Raw genomic sequence first — 24809 nt, forward strand, 5'->3', positions numbered from 1 at the left:
ACAGACTGCTGTAAATTTAACCTTGAAAGATCAACAGACCCTAGTGTTGAAATAGCTTTTTAATATCAGGCTTATTTAAAATGACTTAACGAGAGCCTCGTAGTTTTGCTTAAGTTATGCTTTACTCATCGTACCAGTTTAAACATAGAGAATAATAATGAATAAAGAAATGTTAATTGAACAAGTGGGCGCATTGTTTGTAAATGGCATGCCATTTAATCAGTTTTTAAATATCTCGGTTGAGTCACTTACTCCAGAGCAAGCAAAAATAAGTTTTCCTTGGCAAGACGTATTTATAGGAAACCCTGCGCAAAAAATATTACATGGTGGCGTTATTTCAGCCGTTCTCGACAACGTAGGAGGTATGCTCGCGGCAGCGAGTGTAATTGATAAGCTAACCGATATAGACATTAAGAGTGTACAGCAAAAGCTAGCAACCCTTGGCACTATCGATTTACGAACTGATTATTTGCGCCCAGGAAAAGGGGAGAGCTTTATAGCAAGTGCCACACTTATTCGCTCAGGCAATAAAGTATGTGTGTGTAGAATGGAATTGCATAACGAACAATCTGTTCAAATTGCTTTTGGAACTGGTACGTATTTAGTTGGATAAAACGCGCGTGGCAAGTAAACTAGCGGCCTTTTAAATCACTAAGTGTTTATTATGTCGATTGATACCGAGCAGCGTAAAGGTGCTATTTTTGCTTGTCTTGCTTTTTTTATGTGGGGTCTTGCGCCAATATACTTTAAGTTAATTCAGCATGTTACTGCCTTTGAAATTTTAATGCATCGGGTTGTTTGGTCGGTTGTATTTTTAGTACTGGTAGTAAGTGTTTTAAAGTATTGGGACAAAGTAAAACGCATCATTGTTCAGCCTAAGCTTTTGCTTATGCTTGTCATTACCTCTGCACTGCTTGGGTTTAACTGGGGTTTATTTATATGGGCTATAAATAATAACCATATGCTTGATGCGAGTTTGGGCTATTACATAAACCCTCTTTTAAATGTATTGCTGGGAATGCTCTTTTTAGGTGAACGCCTGCGTAAGTTTCAAGGCGTAGCAGTGGCACTTGCCTTTAGTGGTGTTGTACTGCAGCTAATTAGTTTTGGCTCGTTTCCGGTAGTTGCATTTTCATTGGCTATATCGTTTGCGCTTTATGGTTTAATACGTAAAAAGTTACCTGTTGAAGCTCTGCCTGGTATTTTACTTGAAGCACTTATATTACTGCCTGTTGCACTGATTTATTGGTGGTTAATGGTGCCGACACCAACTTCAAGCCTCCCAGCTAACGATTGGCATACAAATGCATTACTCATTAGTGCCGGTATTATAACTACATTACCATTACTGTGTTTTACCGGTGCAGCTAAGCGCTTGCAATACACTACACTTGGCTTTTTTCAGTACATTGGACCAAGCCTAATGTTTATATTAGCAGTGGTGTTTTACGGTGAAATTTTTGATGCTGAGCGTGTAGTAACGTTTGCATGTATTTGGAGTGCATTAGCTATTTTTAGTTGGGATTCTTATCATCAATCACGTAAACGTAAAAAAGCGGCGATTACAGCCGCAGAAGTATAATTAACTAATAAAATGGTTAACTAACTACTTTATTACGACCAGATTCTTTAGCATCGTAAAGTTTTAAATCGGCCTGTTTTAATAATTCATCAATTTGATAAACAGGCCCGTTTGCAAAACCAATAGAAATGGTGAATTTTATTTTAGCTTTACTAAACTCCTGGCTATTCATTTCTATAAAGTACCTAAAACCTTCAAGTCTTTTTAGTGCTTCTTGTTTATCCGCATTTGCAAAGTAAACGGCAAACTCTTCACCACCTAAGCGGGCTACTAAATACTTTTTAAAATATTTACTAAAGCAAATAGAGAGTCCTTTTAATACTTCGTCGCCAACATCGTGCCCGTATGTATCGTTAATTGATTTAAAGTGATCAATATCAAGCATAGCTAAAGCACCATCACCTTTAGTATGTTTTATTTGCTTTAATGATTTTTCAGCTTCTTCAAAAAAGTAACGACGATTTGGTAAATTGGTTAAATAATCCGTGTTGGCTTGTCGCCTTATAGTGGCTATAAGTTCTAACATATCGACGTTTTGACTAAGCCTGCAGTAAAACTCTTCGCTATTAAAAGGTTTATGCAAATAATCGTTTGCGCCATTTTTTAAAAATAAACTAGAAAGCCCTACAGAGTCAGAACCCGAAATACCAATAATAGCTTTTTCATCATTGCTATATAAGCGGCGAATCTCGCTACATAGTTCATCGCCATTCATGTTGGGCATTTCATTATCAGTAATGATGACTGAAATGTCGGGTGAATTTTCGAGCATCTTTAATGCTTCTTGTCCGTCTTGTGCTTCAATAATTTGATATTTGTGACGAACTAACAAGCTGCAAATGTATCGTCGAGTCGATTTAGAATCATCAACAACCAGTACTTTTACATTTTCGTTGCGAGGTAAGCGGTGTAATTGTTTTTCTAGGTATTGGTAAGCTTGTTTGTTTTCTTTAATGATGTAATCGATGATTGGGTATTTTTCGACGGTGTCGCGGGTTTTTTTATCAATATTGCCCGTCATTACAATAGTTGGAATGTCAGCCTTAACAGTACACGGTACTGCTTCACCTGATGGGGCATCAGGTAATATAAAGTCGACTACAGCGCAAAAATAGCTATTTTTACTTATAAGCTCTTTTGTTTGTGCTAATGACTCTGCTATATCAACTTCATAGCCTGCTTTAAGCGCGATGTGCTTTTGCACTCGCGCCATTGCAGGTGTATCTTCAACTATTAGTATTTTTCGCGTCACGGAACAACCCTATTTATATTTTGCAAAAATATTTGCTTATACAAGTTGTAACTGTTAAAACGCAAAAAAGCAAATAACTTAAGTACTTACAGATTATCCGCTTCTGAATAATACTCTTGGCTAATCGGTGCTGGCCCTGACATTTTTGAGCGGCCAAATAAAGTATGAAACTTAGTTTTACAGGTCGTTAGCTTTAAGTATTTTACCCAAGCACGTTCGATTGGGTTAGTAGGTTCTTGTGAGCCAGTTACTACTGCTACAAACTGTTCTTGGTGTTCGTTTTGCGGCTCAATTGTTTTGCTATATAAGCCTTTTAAAACAACTCCGTGTTGTTCAAGTATGCTGGCTTCTAATAAGGTGAAGTTTCCGCTGCGGCTAAAACCACGTGGAAAATTCTGATCATCATAAAATTGACGTTGGCTAACAAATGCTTGGCGTAGTAATGAAATGTTATTGCTCATAGCTTTATCCTCATACCCTATTAATTAGCTGGAGTATGATGCAAGTTTGGCAATTTATTAAACAAATTATTTTTATCGTGAGGATAAAAAATTGGATATCGATTTATTAAAAACATTTGTTGAAGTAGTACGTACGCGTCACTTTGGTAAAGCGGCCGAAAACCTTTATATTACGCAGTCTGCAGTGAGCTTTAGAATTCGCCAATTAGAGCAAGGGCTTGGTGTTAATTTGTTTATTCGCCAGCGTAATAATATTCAACTTACAGCACCTGGCGAGCGCTTATTACCGCACGCACAAATGATTATTACGGGCATGCAGCGGGCCAAAGTAGATGTTGCGCTTGCCGATAATATGCATAAGCAAATTAGCTTAGCAGGAACGCCTAATATTTGGGATGCTTTTTTACAGTTTGGTATAACAAATATTGTATCGGCGATGCCGGGCGTGTCGTTGGTTGCAGAAGTTAAAGCACAACAAGAAAGCACTCGACTATTATTAGAGCGCACGCTTGATTTGGCAATATTGTTTGATCCACCAAAAGTAGACGAGTTAGTAGTAGAGCGAATTTGTGAGTTGCCAATCATTCCTGTAAGCGGATATGACACAGCAACCAACGAAAACTTTTTTGATAATCAATATGTGTATGTTGATTGGGGAACTACTTTTTCTCTTTGGCATGCACGCCAGTTTACAGGAAAAACGCCACCTTACTTTAGAACTAGCACAGGACGTATTGCACTTGATTTAATACTGCAATGTGGTGGTAGTGCATTTATACCTCAAGTATTGGTTGAAGGGCATTTAGAAAAAGGTGAGTTGTTTCATGTTAAAGGGGTAGAAAACACCTCAAGGGACGTATTTATTGCGTACCACAGAGACAACGAGCAAAAAGAACTAATAGAAACCTTAGTTAATTTACTTTCGCAAATGACGCCAAGCTTGTCTTTAAAGCAAAGTAAGTAAGAGAGACCATTTATTAAACTTTCATGTTATTTTGATTTCACATTTAATGCATTTTTATTAATAAAAAAAGACATTAATATTTCCATTGTAATATTACTGTCATTTAGCGATGACAAAATGCAGCAGTTTTAAAAATTAGTCTTTTGTGATTATCCAAGGAAATAACATGAAATTTGTAAAATCGAGCTTATGCTTAGCACTATTAAGTGGTTTATCTTTTAATGCACTTGCCGACGTAGACATTTACGGTAAAGCGAATGTAACAGTGCAATCATCAGATGATGGCGAAGGGTCTTTTACTGAGATAAAAAGTAATGCATCTCGTCTTGGTGTTAAAGGTTCTGAAAAAATAAATGATAGTTTAGAAGCGGTATATAAGTTTGAGTTTCAAGTTGATGTGTCTGATGCTGATTCAAAAGGCGATAACGACGACAATATTTCTGCGCGTAACCAATACGTTGGTTTAAAAGGTGCGTTTGGCCAAGTAGTTATTGGTCGTAACGATACTGCGCTTAAGCAATCTCAAGGCAAGTTGGATTTATTTAACGACCTTGAAGGCGACATTAAAAATGTATTTAAAGGTGAAAACCGCTTAGGAAATACAGTTAGTTATTCATCAAACTCATACGAAGGCTTTAAAGTACTTGCTACTTTTGTAGCTGAAGACGATGTAGACGCTGATAACGGTTACTCAATGGCAGTGACCTACGGTGACGTTGCACTTAAAAAGAGCGCGGTATACGCCTCTATTGCAGCCGATAGCGAAGTAAATGGCTACGATGTAGTGCGTGCATCAATCCAGGGTAAAGTTGAAAACTTTAAATTGGGCGCAATGTACCAAACACAAGAAGCAGTAGATGGCAGCGCAGAAGCGGATGGTTACTTGCTAAATGCTGCTTACAGCATGGGTAACAACACATTTAAAGTGCAATATCAAGATATGGACTTTGACGACAGCGACGATAAGTCAGCAATTTCAGTTGGTCTTGATCACAAATTAAATAAAAACATTAAAGTATTTGGTTTTTACTCAAGCTTTGATATGGACAACAACGTTGACCAAGACTACGTAGGCTTAGGTATTGAATACAAGTTTTAACGGCAGGGCGTGTTTATCTTTGGTGGTTGAATTTGCAGCAGTGTGTTTGGTTTTTAGGCAAGGCAGAGTCTGTGAAATGTGGTATTCCCCATAAATAGGCGATAACGTAGCATAAATACCAAACATGCGCTGCCCTCAGGGTTCTTTCTAGGGATGATTTACTCTTTGTTGCTCGGTTTTTACTTAGCCCACTAGGTTACAAACCTCGCGCCGCGATTTAATCGCCCCTAGATTGAACAAATTTAAATCCACAAGGGTCAACACGCCCTAGTTAAAACACTCCCTTTTTAACCGCGCTCTTTTGAGTGCGGTTTTTTTTGCTTTAAATTATTTACTTAGCCGCCCATAATAGAGCTTCATTTGGAATGAGGTGCGAGTCCTCGACTGTTCCCGCAACTGTAATCAGCTAAGCTGTAAGTCAGATACAAATGGTATAATACCAATTTTATTAAAAACATGATCTTTCTAGCGAATTAAATAACTTACTAACTTTGTTAAAAATTATTCATATATAACAACTATATGCCATAATTTCGCCTTGTTATTAAGCTATTTATTTGTCGCTATAATAGCTCACTAATTTAATGCAACTGGTATGAATTTTTTAACGAGCGGGTTTACTCATTTTTTCTTGTAGTGCATTAGTATTTTTATCGCATTTTAAGTGAGTTTAACCTAGCCTAGGACTGACTATTGCACACTCAAACGCCATTAAATACACCATTGCTAAACGTTAAAAACGTATCGTGGGATATTGGCAATAAAACGATTCTCAAAAAAATAAACCTTAAAATAACCACAGGTAAATTTGTTGGTTTGATTGGTCCCAATGGCGCAGGTAAATCGAGCTTATTGCGTTGTCTATATCGTTTTAATAAACCAAGTAATGGCGTTGTAGAATTTAACAGCACAGATATTTGGCAGCTAAAAAGCGATGAGTACGCAAAAAAAGTAGCGGTTGTTTTACAAGAAACCCCGTCGCAATTTAACTTAAGCGTATTTGATGTTATTGCGCTTGGGCTAACGCCTCATAAATCGCTATTTAGCTCAGTAACTAACACTGATAAACAAAAAGTTATTCAAGCTATCAATACCGTTGGGTTGGTAGATCATAGTGATCAAAGCTTTGAATCACTCTCAGGCGGTGAAAAGCAACGTGCCTTGATAGCCCGCGCCATAGTTCAGCAACCTCAACTGTTAATAATGGACGAGCCAACTAGCCATTTAGATGTTAAATACCAAATACAGGTAATGGAGCTTGCTAAATCGTTGGGTGTAACGGTGTTTGCATCGTTTCATGATTTAAACTTAGCCTCTGCAATGTGCGATGAACTAGTGGTTATTAAAAATGGTGAAATTACGCATTCAGGCGCGCCAAGTGAGGTATTAACCGAAAACATGCTAGGTGAGGTTTTTGGTGTCTGCGCTCAAGTAAATAACCACCCGCAAATATCGAAGTCGGGAAATAACATTCCTCATATCACTTACTTTTATGGTTACAAATAATATGAGCACAGTTAATACTCGCCAATCACTTGCGCTATTTATAAGTGCTGCAGCTGCTTTATTTAGCTTATTTGCAGCACTTAGTTTTGGCGCAGCAGATACCTCACTACAAGATGTACTTAATAGTTTTTTGCTCTCAAATGATGCCTCTTTTAATACGCGTATTATTTTTGAACTAAGAATGCCACGCACATTACTCGCTTTTTTAGCAGGCTCTGGCTTAGCCATTGCGGGGCTTATTTTGCAAACGGTAACGCGCAACCCCCTAGCCGACCCTTACTTATTTGGTATATCGTCGGGTGCCTCATTTGGCGTGGTGTTACTTATGGCGCTAGCAGGTATTAGTGCAGGTTTTATGTTATCGGCAGCAGCGTTATTAGGTAGCTTACTCGCTATGAGTTTATTAATTCTTATTGCAGGTAGGCAGCAAAGTGCACAGGTAGAATCAATGCTATTAGCTGGCGTTGCTCTGTCGTTTTTATTTAGTGCGTTTACCAGTTTGTTGCTTTATTGGAGTGACCCTCAGGCGGTAGCCGCTATTTTATTTTGGACACTGGGCAGCTTTGCTCGTGCGCAGTGGGCTACGCTTTGGTTGCCTTTATTGGTAATTACATTGTGTACGTTTGTAATGCTGAGCTTTAGAAGACAACTCAATGCCATGTTACTTGGCGATGAAAGCGCAATTACATTAGGTGTCAGGGTCCAGCGCTTTAGAATACTTATGCTAGTTTTAAGCTCATTAATTACCGCTGTGCTGGTGGCTATGTGTGGTGGTATTGGGTTTGTAGGATTAATGGTACCGCATATTGTGCGCTTTTTTATCTCCCAAGGCACGATCGCGGGATTGCTTGTAACCAGCTTAGTGGGCGGTACATTTATGGTGTGGGTTGATGTACTTTCGCGCTCCTTACTAAAAAACCAAGAATTGCCTGTAGGCGTTATTACCGCTGCTATTGGTAGCGTGTTTTTTTTAAGTTTATTGTTTTTTAGAAAGCGAAAGGTGTAAAGCACTATGAAAACCCTAATGGTTCAAGGCACTACATCAGATGCTGGTAAAAGCACCCTAGTTGCAGCTCTTTGCAGAGTGTTTGCTAAGCGTGGAGTAAAGGTTGCGCCTTTTAAACCACAAAATATGGCACTTAATAGCGCGGTAACAAAAGATGGCGGAGAAATTGGCCGTGCGCAAGCCTTGCAAGCAATAGCCGCTAAAGTCGAGCCCGAAATAGATTTTAATCCCATATTGCTTAAACCTAATAGCGATACGGGCGCGCAAGTTATTATTCATGGAAAAGCCATTAGTAATATGGAAGCGGGCAAATATCACGACTATAAAAAAGTGGCGATGGATGCGGTAATTACCTCTCATAACCGCTTAGCTAAACGCTTTGATTTACTCCTTGTTGAAGGGGCAGGGAGTCCTGCTGAAATAAACCTGCGTGAAAACGATATTGCCAATATGGGTTACGCCGAAGAGGTAGATTGCCCTGTTATTATAATTGCTGATATCGACAAAGGCGGTGTGTTTGCACATTTGGTAGGTACACTTGCTTTGCTAAGCGAATCAGAACAGGCACGAGTAAAAGGCTTTGTTATAAACCGCTTTCGAGGCGATATAAGTTTGCTGCAAGGTGGGCTTGATTGGCTTGAACAATACACAAACAAACCCGTACTTGGCGTATTACCTTATTTGCACGACCTCGCGCTTGATGCTGAAGACGCCGTCGCAATTGATAATAATGTAACCAACGCCACAATTAATATTGTAGTGCTGCTTGTACCACACATTAGTAACCATACTGATTTTGATGCACTGCGTTTGCACCCCAATATTAATATAAATTATGTGCGCCACACGCAAACTATCCCAGACGTTGATCTGATAATTCTCCCTGGCAGTAAAAATGTACTGGGCGATTTAACCTTTTTGAAAAATGAAGGCTGGGACACTCAAGTTAAGCGCCACTTACGCTATGGCGGCAAAGTACTTGGTATTTGTGGCGGCATGCAAATGCTGGGTAATACAATCAACGATCCCGATGGTATTGAATCGTCATTAAAGCAAGTAAATGGGCTTGCTCTATGCGACTTTGAAACCACGCTGACAACGCAAAAAGTATTAACTAAAATAACCGCTACACTACTTTTAAATAACCAACAAACACCGTGTAGTGGTTACGAAATACATGCAGGAATTAGCCAAGGTGCAGCGCTTAATAAGCCATTTATAACCTTTAATAAAAACCACCCAAATGGCTTTAAAACAGATGGCTTTATTAGCGATGATAATGCCATTGCAGGCACCTATTTACATGGCTTGTTTGATGAAGCCGATGCTACATCGCAAATTTTAAAATGGGTAAAACCAAGCGCCTCAATTAATCCAATTAGTATTGCCACTCATCGCGAGCAGCAGTTAGAACGATTAGCAACCATGTGCGAAACGCATTTAAATATACAGCAAATTATCTCGATTTATGAAGGGCACAATAATGACTGAACAAAACAACGATAAACACCAAAAACGCCAACAAAAAGTAAAAGAACAAGTGGATGCGCGTGTTGCTGCAGCGCAAGATGTAAAAGGTATTTTTCAGGTAATTACCGGTAACGGTAAAGGTAAATCAACTTCGGGCTTTGGCGTTGTAGCACGTTGCGTAGGGCATGGTAAAAAAGCGGCTGTTTGCCAATATATTAAAGGTACGTGGGAATGTGGCGAGCGTAATTTATTACAAGGTGCAGGTGTTGAGTTTGTTGTAATGAACACCGGTTTTACCTGGGATACGCAAAATAAAGAAGCCGATACCGCAGCCGCCCAAGCAACATGGCAAGAGTCAAAACGTATGCTTGCTGATAGCAGTATTGATTTAGTATTACTCGATGAGCTTACGTATATGGTGACCTACGGCTACGTTGATTTAGATGAAGTGGTAACAGCGCTTAATAACCGCCCACCTATGCAGTCAGTTATTATTACCGGGCGTGCAGCGCATCGTACTTTAACCGACCTTGCCGACACAGTAAGCGAAGTGCGTAATGTAAAACACGCATTCGACTCAGGCATAAAAGCGCTCGAAGGGTTTGATTACTAATGTTTAAAGCGTTTTTTATTGGGCTACTGCTTTTTAGTGTATCGGGCAGTGCACTTGCAGAGCAGGTTAATGATTCTAAAAAACTGCGAATAATCGCGCTTGCACCACATATAGTCGAAAATCTATTTGCCATAGGGGCGGGCGATAATATTGTGGGCACGGTTGATTACGCCGACTACCCAAGTGAAGCCCAAAGTATTGAGCGCATAGGGGGTTATTACGGCATCTCGCTTGAAAAAGTATTGGCGCTTAAACCCGACTTAGTAATTGCGTGGAAAAGCGGAAATCAAAGCGAAGATTTAGCCCAAATAGAGCGCCTTGGCATAAAAGTATATTTAAGTAACCCGACCACAATCGCTGGTGTAGCCGACGAGTTACTTACTTTTGGTGAATTTACAGGGAACATTAAGCAAAGCCAGCAAGCGGCAAATGCATTTAAACATAAGCTAAATGGTATTGTTAAAAGCCAGCAAGATAAAAAAAATATTACCGGGTTTTATCAGTTATGGGCTGAGCCCATGATGACAGTAAGTAAAAATACATGGATAAGCCAACTGATTGAAACATGCCATGTAAGCAATGTATTTGCACAGAGCGTTACAGATTACCCGCAAATTAGTATCGAAAATGTCATTGTTACTAAGCCACAAGTTATTATTATCCCTGATGAAAAATCAAAAACACCACAGCCGGTTGTTAATTGGCAAAAATGGCCAGAAGTGCCCGCTGTTAAAAATGATCAATTTATTAGCGTAAATGCTGATTTATTACATCGTTTTACTCCGCGGATGCTAGATGGACTCGCGGATATGTGTGATAAAATAGACGCATCACGTAAACAGATTAAGAGTACACAATGAGCGATTGGGCTACATTTTTAGAAAGTGAATTACAGCAACCTTACATGCAGCAAACGTTAGAGTATGTGGCTAATCGCCGCAATGAAGGTGTTGCTGTTTATCCGCCTGAACCTCAAGTATTTAGCGCTTTTGATGCCACAGCGCTAAATGACATCCGCGTTGTAATTTTAGGACAAGACCCATACCACGGAGAAGGGCAAGCGCATGGCTTGTGTTTTTCGGTATTGCCTGATGTAAAAAAGCTGCCGCCGTCGCTTAAAAATATGTATAAAGAGTTAGCTACCGATATTAGCGGGTTTATTACTCCTGAGCATGGTTACCTGCAAAGTTGGGCAGATCAGGGTGTATTTCTACTCAATACAGTATTGACCGTTGAGCAAGGGCAAGCGCATTCTCATAAGCATTTAGGATGGGAGCAATTTACCGATAATGTAATAGCGCATATTAATAAACACTGCGAAGGTGTGGTATTTATTTTATGGGGTGCACATGCACAAAAAAAAGGTAAAGGCATAGATAGCGCTCGCCATCATATTTTAAAAGGGCCACACCCATCGCCGCTTTCGGCGCATAGAGGCTTTTTTGGCTGTCAGCATTTTTCAAAAACGAATGAGCTATTACAAGCCCAAGATGAAAAACCGATTAACTGGCAGGTGTAAATAACCTGGGCTCTGAATAATAAATTTATCTCATGCAGCTATTTTCAGCGCATTAAAAAAGGCTTCCATATATCGGAAGCCTTTTTGTTTAGTTGGGGCGTATTGAATTAAAAATCGAGCTCTTCAATCGCAATACTGTCTGTAAAGTAGTCTAGTTCTTGTAGTTCTTTACGTAGGCGTTGTTTGTCTTTTATTGCTTCTATTTCACGCCATTTTCTTTTTTTATTTTTCTGAGAGGTTTTCCTTGTTGTATCTGGTCCTTCTAATATCTCTAATATATCGTTTAGGCTATCCATGAACTTCTCCTATTGATTTTATTGACCTCAAGAATACCTATACCACAGGCATAACTAAAATAGAATAAAAAAGTGACAGTTATGTTACGAGGATGTGATGAGTTGATGAAGGTTTATACGAAGATTATATAGAGGAGTAGCGTATTTTAGGCATAAAAAAACGCCGCTATTGCGACGTTTTTTAAAACACGATTATAGCAAATTACATTGCTTTAAAGCGCGCTTCTAGTTGTTCTTGTGCATCAGCAAAAGAGCGAATACCTTCAGCTAGTTTTTCAGTAGCCATAGCATCTTGGTTATGTAACCAACGGAACTGTGCTTCTGTAAGTGGCTCTGGTTTTGGCTCTTGTGGAACATCGCTTTCAAGCAAATATTCTTGTGCGCCTTCAAGGTTACCTAAATCTTCTAAAAGATTAGGGCTAATAGTTAGCTTGTCACAACCTGTAAGTGCAATAATTTCGCCTGTATTACGGAAACTTGCACCCATCACAACTGTTTTGTAGTCATGGCGTTTGTAAAATTCAAAAATGCTGCGTACAGACTGAACACCTGGATCTTGTAGCGGATCGGTTGGTTTTTCCATACCGTTAGCAACGTGCCAATCTAAAATACGGCCAACAAATGGCGAAATTAGAAATACGTTTGCATCAGCACAAGCACGGGCTTGGGCATCGCTAAATAATAAAGTAAGGTTACATTTAGTGCCTTCTTTTTCTAGCTGCTCAGCGGCTTTAATACCTTCCCATGTAGACGCTACTTTAATTAAAATTTTGTCTTTGCTTACACCTTCTTTTTCGTAAAGGCTAAGTAGGGTATGTGCTTTATCAATTGTAGCTTGTGTATTAAACGAAAGGCGTGCATCTACTTCAGTAGAAATATAACCAGGTACAATCTCGCTAATTTCTTTACCAAGTAATACGGCAAAGTAATCACAAGCTAGTTCAAGTTGTTTAGCAGGCTCTTGCTCGGTTTCTTTTGCGTAGCTCCAAGCTTTATCTAGGTAAGGCTTATATGCTTCAATCTCGCTCGCTTTTAATAAAAGTGATGGGTTTGTAGTTGCATCTTCTGGTTGATGCTTTTTAATAGCTTCAATATCACCAGTGTCGGCCACAATAGATGAATGTTGTTTTAGCCTTTGTAGAGCTGAAGTCATTTGCTTTCCTCATTCCAAGCAAGTTAAAAGAAAAATCTGATCACTCTTAATATATACAATCCATACTGCAACAGTGTGACAATGCTTGATAGGTCTTATGTCCTGATCAATAAAAAAACGGCAATGCATGGGTTATTAAGAGAGGATTTATTTAAACAAAACGTGCTTTTCGTTTCATTTAATGTTGAAATTGACACTAAATAAATTACAAGTCAATAGCTAACTATGATCACTGTTATTTCACCTGCAAAAAATCTTGATTACGAAACGCCACCCGCAACAGACAAGTTCACTCAGCCTGAATTACTAGAGCACAGCGAAGAGCTCATGAAAGTATGCCGTGAACTAACACCAGCGCAAATTGGCAGTTTAATGAAAATTAGCGATAAGCTTTCTGGACTTAACGCTGCGCGCTTTAGCGAGTGGGCACAACCGTTTACACAAAATAATGCTAAACAAGCCGCACTTGCCTTTAATGGCGATGTATATGGCGGTTTAGATGCAAGTACGCTTAAAGCTAGCGAGCTTGATTACGCACAAAACCATTTGCGTATTCTCTCGGGTTTATACGGGTTATTAAAACCACTTGATCTAATGCAAGCTTACCGTCTTGAAATGGGCACCAAGCTTGAAAACTCGCGTGGCAAAAACTTATACGAGTTTTGGGGTAGCGTTATAGCGAATAAACTAAACGACGTATTAAAAGCGCAAGACGCACAATACTTAGTTAACCTTGCTTCAAATGAATACTTTAAAGCGGTTGATAAAAAAGCGCTTAATGCACAAATTATTACCCCACACTTTAAAGACTGTAAAAACGGTCAATATAAAGTTATTAGCTTTTACGCTAAAAAAGCACGCGGCATGATGGCGCGCTACATTATCGAAAATAAAGTAACGCAATTAAGTCAACTTAAAGAGTTTACTGTGGCGGGTTATTACTTTAGCCCAGAGGCAACAGCTAAAGAGCTTGAGCCGGTATTTATGCGTGACGAACAAAATTAAACTGAGCGTAAAGTTCACTTAATTAAATAGTTAAAAAGCCATGCACCGCATGGCTTTTTTGATGCTGGCGTTATATTTGCAACCCCATCTAATATTAATGAGATTATTGATTACAGAGGTGCAAATAAAATGATCAGCATTCCGTCAGTTGGCGAAGCCGAAAAACTAATAGAGGAAAAGCTTGGAGGGTGGTTTGATGTTGTTATCAGCCATATCCCTAATTTTATAGTGGCAATTTTAATTGCCATAGTATTTTCAATATTGGCGCGCTTTGCTGGCAAGCTGATGAAAAATGTATTACGCCGTTCACTCGACTCAAAACAAATTGCCGACTTAATGGCGTCAATTTTTAAAGTTATTGTGTTGTGCATAGGTTTATTTATAGCGCTCGATTTTGTTGGGCTAAAAGGCACCGTAACTTCGTTACTTGCTGGTGCGGGTATTGTGGGTTTGGCAATTGGTTTTGCGTTTCAAGACATGACCGAGAACCTAATAGCTGGTATAGCAATGGGCGTACGTAAGCCATTTAAAACAGGTGACGTAATAGAAACCGATGATGTGTTTGGTTCAATACATTCTATAAACCTACGTAACACGCTAATAGAGAGCTTTTATGGGCAGTTAATACTGGTACCAAACAAAGTATTATTTAGAAACGTACTAAAAAATTACACCACGCTAGGTGTTAGACGCATAGAAGTACCCGTAGGTATTTCGTACGGCGACGATATAGAAAAAGCAAAAGACGTCATCGTCGAAAAAATTAACGAATTTGACTTTGTAATACGCAAAGATGAAACCGCAGTATACGCCGAAGGTTTTGGTGACAGCAGCATTAACTTACTGGTATGGTTTTGGATTAAATACCCAGGCGAGCCTGACTTTATGACGGTACGCCACAAAGGTGTTGTTGCCGTTAAGCAGGCACTTGATGAAGCTGATATTAGTATTCCATTCCCAATTCGTACTTTAGATTTTGGTATTAAAGGCGGCGAAAAACTCGATGCCATGATAAGTGATAAAATAAGTCAGCAGTCATCAAATAAAGACGGTACTGACTCTGACCAAAGTGAGTAATTTAGTTAAAACTCACTAGGCAAAAGCATTGGGAAATAGTTACCTACCAACAGCGCGTTTTTACAGAGTAAAACGCGCTTTTTAGACATTTTATAAAATAAAGGATATTTCTAATTTTAAAGTTAAGTCCCTTCATATAAGTATAAATTATCATTTTCCCATAATAGCGCAATAAATAAACTTGTAACCATTACAAATACATAAACAACGAGGTGTTTGGATAATAAATGCATTTTAGTGGTTTTATGTTCCTGTTTTGTTTGTTCCCCCCTGTAAATTCGGGTTTTTTGAATAAATAAATTCATTTTTAGCTTTTGGTAGGCTAGGTTTAACTTAACTGCTCTTTATTTAGTAAATACAAATGCCAAGCAAGAAAGAAAGTTCAGCTTTTCAAACGAGTCATTGGAGTTTAAAAACTAAGCTAACATTAATTTTCCTACTCGTAGGGATAATACCCGCCCTCATAATTACTACAATTTCTACATTACAATCAAAATCACGCGTCGAATACAATATATCTCAGTCGCTTGAGGCGATTAATCAAATAAAAAAAACTCAGATCGAAAATTATTTTAATCAAAAAAGGGCAGATATTGAGCTTTTGGCTTTAATTGTTCCGCAGCTTGAGGAAGACAACTATGATCGCTTTTTTACAGAATATATACAGAAGTATGACTATTACGATGTGTTTTTAATTAATAACAATGGGCTTATTTATTACACTCAAGCTAGAGAATCTGATTATCAAACAAACATATTAAAAGGGAAATATGCGAGTTCAAATTTAGGAGATTTAATTAAAGAGGTTAAACAATCTAAAAGTTTTAGTATTGCTGATTACAAACCGTATGCACCAAGTAATGGAGAACCCGCTGCGTTTATTGCTATACCTGTTGATGGTAGCGATACAATAGTTGCTTTACAGCTTTCGAGCAAAGGGACTAATCAAATAATGGGTGTTCGCGAAGGGATGGGAGAAACTGGTGAGAGTTACCTAGTTGGAGAAGATAAGCTAATGCGTTCTGATTCATATCTTGACCCAGAAGGACATTCACTCAAAGCAAGTTTTGCAGGAACTGTAACAAATAATGGTGCTGATACAGAGGCTGTAAATTTAGCTTTAAATGCTCAACATGGTACTAAAATAATAAAAGATTATAATGGAAATAACGTACTTTCTGCCTTCGATAGTATAAAGATTGGAGATTTTAGCTGGATTATATTAAGTGAAATTGACGAATCAGAAGCATTTGCACCAGTCCATCAGACTGTGCTTTTTAGTGTGATTTCTATAATAGTAGCTGCAATTGTTGTTGTATTCATTGGTGTTTTCTTTTCTCGAAAAATAGCGACTCCAATAATTGTAGCTTCCACTTTTGCTAAAAAAGTGGCGGCAGGAGATCTTAGCAGTAATATCGAAGTTAATTCACACGATGAGGTAGGCATGCTACAAGTTGCATTGCATACCATGTTAGAAAATCTCAGAAAAATGATTGGTGAATTATCTAACGTTGCAGTTCAGCAAGGCAGTACAGCAACAGAGCTTGCCTCAGTTACTGAGCAAACTAGCTTAGCAGTTACCGAGCAGCAAGCACAAACTATACAAGTTGCAGCCGCCACTACCGAAATGACTGAAACAGTAAAAGAGATAGCGAGTACAACTGCTAGTGCATCATTATTATGTGAAAATATTCAAAGAATGGCTCGAGAAGGCTCTGAAAATAATGATAGTACTTACAACGCACTTGTTTCTCTTGGAGAAGCTACAAAAAAATCAGCACATGAAGTGACGGAGTTGAAGCATAATTCAGAAAAAATAGTGAATGTATTAGGCGTTATTAAAAAGATAGCTGATCAGACTAATTTACTTGCTTTGAACGCAGCAATTGAAGCAGCTAGAGCTGGTGAACAAGGGCGTGGTTTTGCTGTTGTTGCTGATGAAGTACGAAGCTTAGCTAAGTCTACGCAAGAGTCTACAATGGAGGTTGAAGTGATCATTGAAGCTGTTGTTAGTGCCAGTAACGCAGCTGTTCAAGCAATGACAGACAATGTAGGACAAACAACTCAAGTTCAGGAAATAGCTAAGAAAGCAAACTTAATCAATAGTAATGTAGGCAAAGCAGTAGATGAAATATTTGATATGGTTGTTCAAATTGCAACCGCCTCTGAACAGCAGGCAACCACCATCGATGAAATATCACGAAATATAGGTGTCATAAATATGGGTATATCAGAGACCGAGCAGGCAGTTAGGGATATTGCACAGTCAAGTAGCGAATTGTCTAGGATGGCAAACGGTTTAAATGATGAGGCCCAAAAGTTTAGTCTTTAACTTACTCTATTAATTTAGAAATCTTTGATTTAATGACGCTAATCATACAGATATAACTACGGTAGGATGTTACAGGGACGTACCATAAAAGACGTAAATAAGCGCGTGCCAAATAGTGCACGCGCATAAATAAATATTAGAGTTGGTGAGACACTTTGCAACCGATGAGCTCGTAAATTACAAACTTCCAACATATTTATGTTTTATTCTAACATGTTAAATAACGCTAATTTTGTTACGAATGATTTTTACGCCATCCATATTTTCTAAAAACTTTTGAGCTAGTGCGCGCTGAAAACCAGTTTGTGCTTCACCATATAAATCTACTTCACCATTTTTTACCTGCACACGAATATCACTTAACGCTAGGTTAGGATTAGTTCGTAGGGTGTTGGTGATAGCTTGTTGTAAGTTAGGTTGAGTGGCTACACTGCTTACTACGGCCATGTTGGTTGCTGCACTTACCTTTGTAGCGCAAGCTAATAAAAATAAACAACAAAATGATACTAAAGCGATAGTTAACTTGAAGCGGTTCATAACTTAATCCTTACATTACGGTGAATAGTGCAGCCACAATATGGAAATTCCATCGGCTAGGTTATCTTTGTAGTTACAATTTCGGTGCCAATATTAACGCTATGAAATATAAGGGGATTTTATTAAGTGGGAATTCAGGTGGGCAAAAATTACATTTAAATGAGTATGAGTTACATGCTTGGGTTACATATGTAACAGGTACAAGTGACAGAGCTATAAAGCTTGCATTAAAAAGCCGACAAAAGCCGGCTTAGTATAAAAATGTTTTAGGTTACTTTTTCTTTTTAACCTTAGCCTTTTTCTTGGCTTTCATTTTTACTGGATCTTTACGCTTTTTAGCAGGTGGCTTAGCTTCTTTATGCTGTGGCTCGACACCTCTAATTACACGGCGTTTTAATTTTTGTTCAACGTAGCGCTCTACCTTATATAAAATACCAATATCGTGTGCTTCAACTAGCGATATTGCTATCCCTTTTTTACCAGCACGGCCAGTACGACCAATACGGTGTACATATACGTCGGCAGTACGCGGCATATCAAAGTTAATAACGTGGCTGATGTCAGATACGTCAATACCACGTGCAGCTACGTCGGTAGCAACTAATATGCTTGTTTTGCCACTGTGGAAGTTTTCCATGGCTTTCATACGTTTGTCTTGTGGCATTTCGCCGCGTAACCACGCTGCTTTTACATCATTAGTTGTAAGTTCGCCAATCAATGTTTCTAAGCGTTCGCGAGTTTTAACAAACACAATCGCTTTAGTCACGTCAGGATTTTTTAGCGTATTAACTAATAACTCAAGTTTGTGATGATAATCGTCGGCTAAATGTACCCATTGGTGAATTTTTGCTTTTTCTTTACGTGACGATTCGGCTTCTAATAGAGCTGGGTCGTTTAATGTTTTTTCAGCAAACCTTTCTACGCTGTCACCTTCAAGTGTTGCTGAGAATAAAAAACATTGGCGACGATTTTTAGCTTCGTCACAAATACGGCTCATTTCCTTTTTGAAACCCATGTCTAACATGCGATCTGCTTCATCAATAATAAGCATTTCTACATGTTCAGCATGAAAGTTTTCGGTTTCTAGGTATTCCATTAATCGACCTGGTGTGGCGATTAAAATATCGTTATTTTTTTCAAAAATTTCTTTATGCGTGCCGTAGTTAATACCGCCTGTTACTACACCAATTTTTAGGTGTGTGCGTTTAGCTAGCAGTTCACATTGTTCATGAATTTGATAAGCCAGCTCACGAGTTGGGGTCATAACGAGTACGCGCGCAAAACCAGGGTCACGACGTGGGAAATCCAGTAAGTACTGAATAGCCGGAATTAAAAATGCCGCTGTTTTACCTGTACCAGTAGGCGCAGATGCTAAAATATCGCGCCCCTGTAGTGCTTCAGGAATAGCTTGTTGTTGAATGCTGGTTGGCGTCTCGTAGCCCATTTTATTAATGGCATCGAGTAGCTTGTTATCAAGATCAAATTCAGAAAATTGCATAGAGTGTCTAAAATAAGGGACAATTACCCTGATTATACGCGCTATGCTGCGCTTGGTGAATGAAAAGGTGAAAAAATGTCTGGTTTTGTATTTAAACAATTTAAAGTTGAACACGACCACTGTGCAATGAAAGTTTCTACCGATGGCATTTTGCTTGGTGCATGGGCTAACTTAAGTGGCGCAAAGTCATTACTTGATATAGGCACCGGCACCGGCTTACTAGCACTAATGTGTAAGCAGCGCAGTAATGAGCTTGATATAACTGCGGTAGAAATTGACGAAAGCGCCTATACCCAAGCATTACAAAATGTAGCTAATAGTCCGTGGCCAACTATAAGTATTACGCACCAAACTATTCAACGCTTTAGTAGTGAAGTTAAATTTGATGTTGTTATCTCTAATCCACCGTATTTTAATCACAGTTTAAAAGGCGATAATGCTGCGCGTAATGCCGCACGCCATACCGACGGATTAAGTTTTGAAGAGTTAATTAATGCCTTTAAACATTTAAGCCATAGTGGTTCCCGCTTTAGCTTAATACTCCCAAGCGTTGAAGGCGCATTATTTATTGAGCTTGCTATTCAAAATGGGCTTTATTTAAATACTCACTGCCAAGTAAAAGCCACGCCCAACAAAGATATTAGCCGCAGTTTAATGACATTTAGCTACGTAAAAAGCGATATAGAATCATCAATCCTGTGTATTAGAAACTTAGATAATACCTACACTGCTGATTATATAGCCCTGTGCAAAGCATTTTATTTGAAAATGTGAAGCAATTGTAAAATAGGAACGAATAACGCAAACTGACTAAAACCTATTGTTGAGAACAGATATGGATAGTCAGTTACCAAAATCCTTTATAATTATACTTGCCGTAGTACAGGCTATTGCTCTTACCCTTTTATATAGCAGTATAGAAAATAATGTGTGGCCAGCAACAAGCCCTACATGGTTAGTCTCACTTATTACATTTTCTATGAGCTTTCCTTTATTAATGCTAATGACCGTTAATAAAAATAATATAAAAACGTCGTTACTTTTAATCCTTCCTTTTTCCTTGTTGTTATCTTTACTGGGTGCGTATGCAGGCTTTCAGCAAAAGCCTCAAGAGTACGTAAGTAATAGCAATTTAATATCCGTTTTTATTTTTACTAGTTTAATAGCTGGCTTTAAAGGCCTTATGTACATTCAACAATTTGGTAGTTCAGAAAATGTTAGCTACAGTCGTTTGTTTAAGCTCTCTTGGCGTAATTTTATAATTTTTGGAGAATGCTGGCTGTTCGTACTTATTTTTTGGGGAATACTAAATTTAGGTGCGGCTTTATTTGATATTTTAGATATAAATTTTTTCTCTGAGCTACTAAGAGATGAATGGTTTTGGATCCCAACCTTAACGCTCGCATTTGCCTTTGCGAGTATCATATTTAGAAAGCTTTTGAACATTGAAGATAATATCGCTTTTTTACTACAAACTTTAATTAAATTTTTATTGCCTGTTTTATCAGTTATTTCTCTCGGTTTTTTAGCAACACTTCCTTTTACCGGACTCAATAAATTATGGGAGACCGGAAGTGGCAGTTTATTAGTAATGTGGCTGCAGGTGCTCACGTTGTTTTTTGTTAACACTGTTTATAAAGACGACTCATCAGTTCGCCCTTATCACTTGCTCTTGCACCGACTCGTTTTTATAAGCGTTGCGTTACTTCCAGTTTATAGTGTTATTTCTGCCTATGGAATTTACTTACGGGTAGATCAGCATGGGCTAACAGTAGATCGTTGTTGGGGCATTTTGATTTGGTTTTTATTGGCGTGTTTTTCGTTTAGTTATCTTGTTGGAATTATAACAAAGCGAGACAATTGGCTAGAGCCGCTTAGCAAAATAAATATTGTGATGGGGTGGGTGGTGCTCGTTAGTATGCTTGCTGTTAACTCCCCTTTATTAAATTTTCAAAGCTTATCTACAAACAGCCAAATAGCGCGTTTAGATGCAGATAAAGTAACAATAGAAAAGTTTGACTATTACTATTTTGAGTACAGCTTAGGACGCCAAGGTTATTTAGCTATGCAGTTATTAAAACAGAAAATTGAAACGAGTCACCCAGAGCAATACGCTATCATCGATAGGATGTATGTAAATAATGAGTTTGCTTTAACGCTTGAACACACAGTCGGTGATTTTATTGAGCGCAGTGTATTTTGGCCATCACAAGCGCTAATACCTCAAGGTTTAATAGAGGCAGTATTTTCTGAACAACATTTTTACGATCGTAACTCTTTAAAAGAACATACTTACTATTTCATTGGCATGGATTTGAACAAGGATGATGAACTCGATTTTATAGTGATTGACGAAAGTAATGAAAATATAGCCGCATATTTCTGGTTATTCGACATGGGTAAGTGGCGATCAAGGTATATGAATGTCGAAAATCCTGAAGAGATTAGATACCTTAAAAGCATGATTGATAATAACGAATTATCTTTAGTTGAGCCTGAATATTCAAATCTAAAAATAGGGGATGTTGTTTTTAAAGTGAGGTAATGCGTAACTTTTTTTATGCGACTGCCCCTTAAACCTAAACTAATGATTATTAGTTTAGGTTTTTTGCTTTTGGTTTTTTATTTTATGTACAGCGCTTTAATAGTGTGTTTATAAATCACCTGATATGATTTAGCTATTAGCCACTTAATTTAAAAGGCAACACAATGAAAAAGTTAAATAAATTAGCAGTACTTAGCACGTTAGCAGCCACCATTTTTGCAAGCCAAGGTGTGTTTGCTACTATTACGCCAGTAGGCCTTTGGAAAACGATTGATGAGGATACAAACCAAGCTAAGTCGTATGTACGTATTACCCAAACCAACGGTGTATTAAGCGGCAAAGTTGAAACCATTCTTAACCCTGCAAAACAAAATGATATATGCAGTAAATGCGATGATGAGTTAAAAGATCAGCCTATTTTAGGAATGACTATAATCACCGATGTAAAAGCACAAGATGATGGCATCTGGGGAGACGGAGAAATACTCGACCCAACAAATGGTAAAACCTACACTTTACAACTAACCCCGCAGGATGAAGGTAAAAAGCTCGAAGTACGCGGCTACATTGGTTTTTTTTACCGTAATCAATATTGGTTAAAAGTAGAGTAAGTTTTACTACTTATTTAATCACTAAACGTTAAATAATTAAGTATTAGCTGAAATCATTTTTGTGCTTTGCCTTTCTTACTCACTAAGCCAGCTATATTTAATTGGCATTCAATTTTGAGTAAATAATAAAGGAAAAAAGATGATTAAGTACATAGTTGCTTTAATAATGCTGAGCACACTGTTAATAAGCGGTGGAGCAAGCGCAAAGGATGATGCTGTAAATACGGGTTGGTTTAATAACACGGCTATTAAAGGGTACGACAGCGTTGCATATTTTACGCAAAATAAAGCCGTTAAAGGTAGCGACAAATATACGTTTAGTTATTTAGGTGCTGACTGGCATTTTTCGAGTGAAGAAAACAAAACGACATTTGCAGAAAACCCAAAGCGTTATGCACCGCAATACGGTGGCTGGTGCGCTTATGCAATGGCTGATGAGGGTAATGCCGTAGGGATAGACCCTGAAGCATTTTATATTCACGAAGATAAGCTTTACTTAAATTATAGCCAAAGCGTACAGCAAAAGTGGTTAAGTAATTTACTGCCTTATATCGTTATGGCTGATGGGTACTACCCACAAACAACCAATGTGATGACGTTTCAATAAATTGATTTATATTAATAAAAAAGCGCGTAACTAATTTTATAGTTACGCGCTTTTTTATTTTCGGTATTTATAAGTGAATTAAAGCGTTTCGCCGTATTCAGTCATTACCTGTTCAACCCATGTTGCAATGCGGTCGTCGCTTAGCTCGTATTGGCTGTCTTCGTCTAATGCGAGTCCTACAAACTGTTTACCATCAGGCGTCAATGCTTTTGAAGCTTCAAACTCGTAGCTACTGTCGTTTGGCCAAAAACCAAGTTGAGTAAATGTTTGCGTATTTATTTCGTCGTGTAGCATGCCTAGTGCATCTTGAAACCACTGCCCGTAACCTTGCTGATCGCCCATGCCAAATAAAGCAATGGTTTTACCATTTAGGTTTACGTCGGCTATGTCGTCCCACTTTGACTCCCAGTCTTCTTGTATTTCACCAAAGTCCCATGTTGAAATACCAAAGATGATAAAGTCGTACTGCTCTGCATTTTTTAGTGGCTCGTCTTTAATATTGTGCAGGGTAACTATATCGGCACCAATAATGTCGCGAATCTTTTCTGCTGCCATTTCGGTGTAGCACGTAGTAGAACCAAAAAATAAACCAATTTGCATCGTATTTATCACTGTGTAATTGCCTGATATGATAGGCTCAAGTTTACCGTAAGGTATTTTTAATTGATACCTTAGCAAAGCATGAGAGCATAATGTGACAACGCTATCTGACGATTCTTTTGAAAATAACAGCAGTATGAGCAGTAATAGCGACTACCTAGAAACCTTTTTAGATAGCCTGTACTTAGAACAAGGCGTAAGCGAAAACACATTAAGTGCTTATCGCAGTGATTTAGACAAGTTTTGCCTATTTTTAAAAGGCGAAAATTTAATGACGGTAACAGGGCTTGATGTTGAAAGTTACTTAGCGCATCGAGTCGATTTAGGCTTAAAACCACGCAGTACTGCACGTAGTATTAGTGCGCTAAAACGTTTTTATCAGTACTTTGTGCGCGAAAAACTAATTAGCGACACCCCCATGCTAAATATTTCTCAGCCAAAAGCAGGGCAGTCGTTACCTAAAACACTCTCAGAAGCTGAAGTTGAGGCATTATTAAATGCGCCTAACACCGAAGAAGCTATGGGACTGCGCGATAAGGCCATGCTAGAGCTACTTTATGCAACGGGTTTGCGTGTAAGTGAGCTTGTTGGACTGCGCATGGAGCAAATTAATTTGCGCCAAGCAGTGGTGTTTGTAAAAGGTAAAGGTAATAAAGAGCGGTTAGTACCACTGGGTGAAGAGGCCATGTATTGGCTTGAGCAATTTTTAAAGGGTGGGCGTGCGCAAATGATAAAACATGCCACCGATTTTGTGTTCCCATCTAAACGCGGAGTAGGCATGACGCGACAAACCTTTTGGCATAGAATTAAACACTATGCTATTTTGGCAGCAGTTGAGTCTCCTTTATCGCCCCATACTATGCGCCATGCTTTTGCTACGCACTTATTAAATCATGGGGCAGATTTACGTGTGGTACAAATGATGTTGGGCCATAGCGATTTATCAACGACGCAAATTTATACCCATGTTGCCAATGAACGGTTAAAGTCGGTACACGCAGAGCATCATCCGCGTGCGTAAGTTTGAAAGTAAATATCATTAAGCCGGTCAATATATTAAGTATTTTTAGGATAGA

General features: G+C 38.5%; 25 protein-coding genes and 1 riboswitch. Of the genes, 18 read left to right on the forward strand and 7 right to left on the reverse strand.

Features of this window, described 5'->3' with window-relative positions:
• Positions 1-157 precede the first annotated feature (157 nt).
• Positions 158-613 (forward strand): thioesterase family protein, encoded by a 456-nt coding sequence (locus tag WNY98_RS07430; RefSeq protein WP_024599000.1) that lies wholly within the window; start codon positions 158-160, stop codon positions 611-613.
• Between the two features lie 51 nt (positions 614-664).
• Positions 665-1582: an EamA family transporter RarD gene (gene rarD / locus WNY98_RS07435; RefSeq protein ID WP_342877524.1), complete on the forward strand. Its 918-nt coding sequence runs from the start codon at positions 665-667 to the stop codon at positions 1580-1582.
• A gap of 16 nt (positions 1583-1598) precedes the next feature.
• Here the strand turns inward: rarD and WNY98_RS07440 are convergent, their stop codons facing one another.
• Positions 1599-2834: a diguanylate cyclase gene (locus tag WNY98_RS07440; RefSeq protein ID WP_342877525.1), complete on the reverse strand. Its 1236-nt coding sequence runs from the start codon at positions 2832-2834 to the stop codon at positions 1599-1601.
• A gap of 86 nt (positions 2835-2920) precedes the next feature.
• Entirely contained in the window at positions 2921-3295 is a 375-nt protein-coding gene (locus tag WNY98_RS07445) for a DUF413 domain-containing protein (protein WP_002961378.1), read from the reverse strand.
• Positions 3296-3386: 91 nt separating this feature from the next.
• Here WNY98_RS07445 and WNY98_RS07450 point away from each other — a divergent pair, with 91 nt between their 5' ends.
• From WNY98_RS07450 to ung, 8 genes are all read left to right on the forward strand, one after another.
• Positions 3387-4259, forward strand: a complete 873-nt coding sequence (locus tag WNY98_RS07450) for a LysR family transcriptional regulator (RefSeq protein WP_024598997.1) — start codon at positions 3387-3389, stop codon at positions 4257-4259.
• Positions 4260-4425: 166 nt separating this feature from the next.
• On the forward strand, positions 4426-5358 hold the full coding sequence (locus WNY98_RS07455) for a porin (RefSeq protein WP_076925095.1): 933 nt from the start codon (positions 4426-4428) through the stop codon (positions 5356-5358).
• 316 nt (positions 5359-5674) lie between these two features.
• A riboswitch (cobalamin riboswitch) is annotated at positions 5675-5807 on the forward strand.
• A 244-nt stretch (positions 5808-6051) separates the two neighbouring features.
• The gene (locus WNY98_RS07460; protein ID WP_290192896.1) at positions 6052-6864 is read left to right on the forward strand and encodes an ABC transporter ATP-binding protein; all 813 of its coding nucleotides are present in this window, start codon (positions 6052-6054) and stop codon (positions 6862-6864) included.
• A gap of 1 nt (position 6865) precedes the next feature.
• Entirely contained in the window at positions 6866-7870 is a 1005-nt protein-coding gene (locus tag WNY98_RS07465; RefSeq protein WP_197102206.1) for an iron ABC transporter permease, read from the forward strand.
• Between the two features lie 6 nt (positions 7871-7876).
• Complete coding sequence (locus WNY98_RS07470) at positions 7877-9361, forward strand: cobyric acid synthase (RefSeq protein ID WP_342877526.1); 1485 nt, start codon at positions 7877-7879, stop codon at positions 9359-9361.
• Complete coding sequence (gene cobO / locus WNY98_RS07475; protein ID WP_170072474.1) at positions 9354-9953, forward strand: cob(I)yrinic acid a,c-diamide adenosyltransferase; 600 nt, start codon at positions 9354-9356, stop codon at positions 9951-9953. Before WNY98_RS07470 ends, cobO begins: the two co-directional genes overlap by 8 nt.
• A complete protein-coding gene (locus WNY98_RS07480; protein WP_024598992.1) occupies positions 9953-10813 on the forward strand; it encodes a cobalamin-binding protein in 861 nt (286 codons plus the stop codon). Before cobO ends, WNY98_RS07480 begins: the two co-directional genes overlap by 1 nt.
• Positions 10810-11472, forward strand: coding sequence for a uracil-DNA glycosylase (ung, locus tag WNY98_RS07485; protein WP_342877527.1), 663 nt, complete (start codon positions 10810-10812; stop codon positions 11470-11472). The genes WNY98_RS07480 and ung overlap by 4 nt, the downstream gene beginning before the upstream one ends.
• A 107-nt stretch (positions 11473-11579) precedes the next feature.
• Here ung and WNY98_RS07490 read toward each other — a convergent pair whose 3' ends face one another.
• Together WNY98_RS07490 and tal are read right to left on the reverse strand one after the other, a co-directional pair.
• Positions 11580-11768, reverse strand: a complete 189-nt coding sequence (locus WNY98_RS07490; RefSeq protein ID WP_007583746.1) for a DUF3545 family protein — start codon at positions 11766-11768, stop codon at positions 11580-11582.
• Positions 11769-11970: 202 nt separating this feature from the next.
• Complete coding sequence (gene tal / locus WNY98_RS07495) at positions 11971-12921, reverse strand: transaldolase (protein ID WP_024598990.1); 951 nt, start codon at positions 12919-12921, stop codon at positions 11971-11973.
• 225 nt (positions 12922-13146) lie between these two features.
• Here tal and yaaA point away from each other — a divergent pair, with 225 nt between their 5' ends.
• The 3 genes from yaaA to WNY98_RS07510 all read left to right on the forward strand — a co-directional run bounded on the left by yaaA (position 13147) and on the right by WNY98_RS07510 (position 17335).
• Positions 13147-13926 carry a peroxide stress protein YaaA gene (gene yaaA / locus WNY98_RS07500; protein WP_170072478.1) on the forward strand — a complete coding sequence of 260 codons (780 nt, stop codon included), beginning with the start codon at positions 13147-13149 and terminating at the stop codon, positions 13924-13926.
• Positions 13927-14055: 129 nt separating this feature from the next.
• On the forward strand, positions 14056-15003 hold the full coding sequence (locus WNY98_RS07505) for a mechanosensitive ion channel family protein (protein ID WP_342877528.1): 948 nt from the start codon (positions 14056-14058) through the stop codon (positions 15001-15003).
• 361 nt (positions 15004-15364) lie between these two features.
• A complete protein-coding gene (locus WNY98_RS07510) occupies positions 15365-17335 on the forward strand; it encodes a methyl-accepting chemotaxis protein (RefSeq protein ID WP_342877529.1) in 1971 nt (656 codons plus the stop codon).
• Between the two features lie 216 nt (positions 17336-17551).
• Here WNY98_RS07510 and WNY98_RS07515 read toward each other — a convergent pair whose 3' ends face one another.
• A complete protein-coding gene (locus WNY98_RS07515) occupies positions 17552-17872 on the reverse strand; it encodes a BON domain-containing protein (protein WP_010553266.1) in 321 nt (106 codons plus the stop codon).
• A 271-nt stretch (positions 17873-18143) separates the two neighbouring features.
• On the reverse strand, positions 18144-19370 hold the full coding sequence (gene srmB / locus WNY98_RS07520) for an ATP-dependent RNA helicase SrmB (RefSeq protein ID WP_007376476.1): 1227 nt from the start codon (positions 19368-19370) through the stop codon (positions 18144-18146).
• Positions 19371-19445: 75 nt separating this feature from the next.
• Here srmB and WNY98_RS07525 point away from each other — a divergent pair, with 75 nt between their 5' ends.
• The 4 genes from WNY98_RS07525 (at position 19446) to WNY98_RS07540 (ending at position 23133) form a co-directional block, all read left to right on the forward strand.
• The gene (locus tag WNY98_RS07525; RefSeq protein WP_170072482.1) at positions 19446-20144 is read left to right on the forward strand and encodes a methyltransferase; all 699 of its coding nucleotides are present in this window, start codon (positions 19446-19448) and stop codon (positions 20142-20144) included.
• Between the two features lie 61 nt (positions 20145-20205).
• On the forward strand, positions 20206-21915 hold the full coding sequence (locus WNY98_RS07530; protein WP_342877530.1) for a DUF4153 domain-containing protein: 1710 nt from the start codon (positions 20206-20208) through the stop codon (positions 21913-21915).
• A gap of 164 nt (positions 21916-22079) precedes the next feature.
• The gene (locus WNY98_RS07535) at positions 22080-22526 is read left to right on the forward strand and encodes a DUF2147 domain-containing protein (protein ID WP_170072486.1); all 447 of its coding nucleotides are present in this window, start codon (positions 22080-22082) and stop codon (positions 22524-22526) included.
• Positions 22527-22665: 139 nt separating this feature from the next.
• On the forward strand, positions 22666-23133 hold the full coding sequence (locus WNY98_RS07540) for a YHS domain-containing (seleno)protein (protein WP_076925106.1): 468 nt from the start codon (positions 22666-22668) through the stop codon (positions 23131-23133).
• Positions 23134-23211: 78 nt separating this feature from the next.
• On the opposite strand, the gene fldB is transcribed toward WNY98_RS07540, so the two are convergent.
• Positions 23212-23733, reverse strand: a complete 522-nt coding sequence (gene fldB / locus WNY98_RS07545; RefSeq protein ID WP_007583764.1) for a flavodoxin FldB — start codon at positions 23731-23733, stop codon at positions 23212-23214.
• A gap of 94 nt (positions 23734-23827) precedes the next feature.
• Between fldB and xerD the strand changes: the two genes are divergently transcribed.
• Positions 23828-24754, forward strand: coding sequence for a site-specific tyrosine recombinase XerD (gene xerD, locus WNY98_RS07550; RefSeq protein ID WP_024590718.1), 927 nt, complete (start codon positions 23828-23830; stop codon positions 24752-24754).
• Positions 24755-24809 lie beyond the last annotated feature (55 nt).

Source organism: Pseudoalteromonas sp. AS71, assembly GCF_038900275.1.
GTDB lineage: Bacteria > Pseudomonadota > Gammaproteobacteria > Enterobacterales > Alteromonadaceae > Pseudoalteromonas.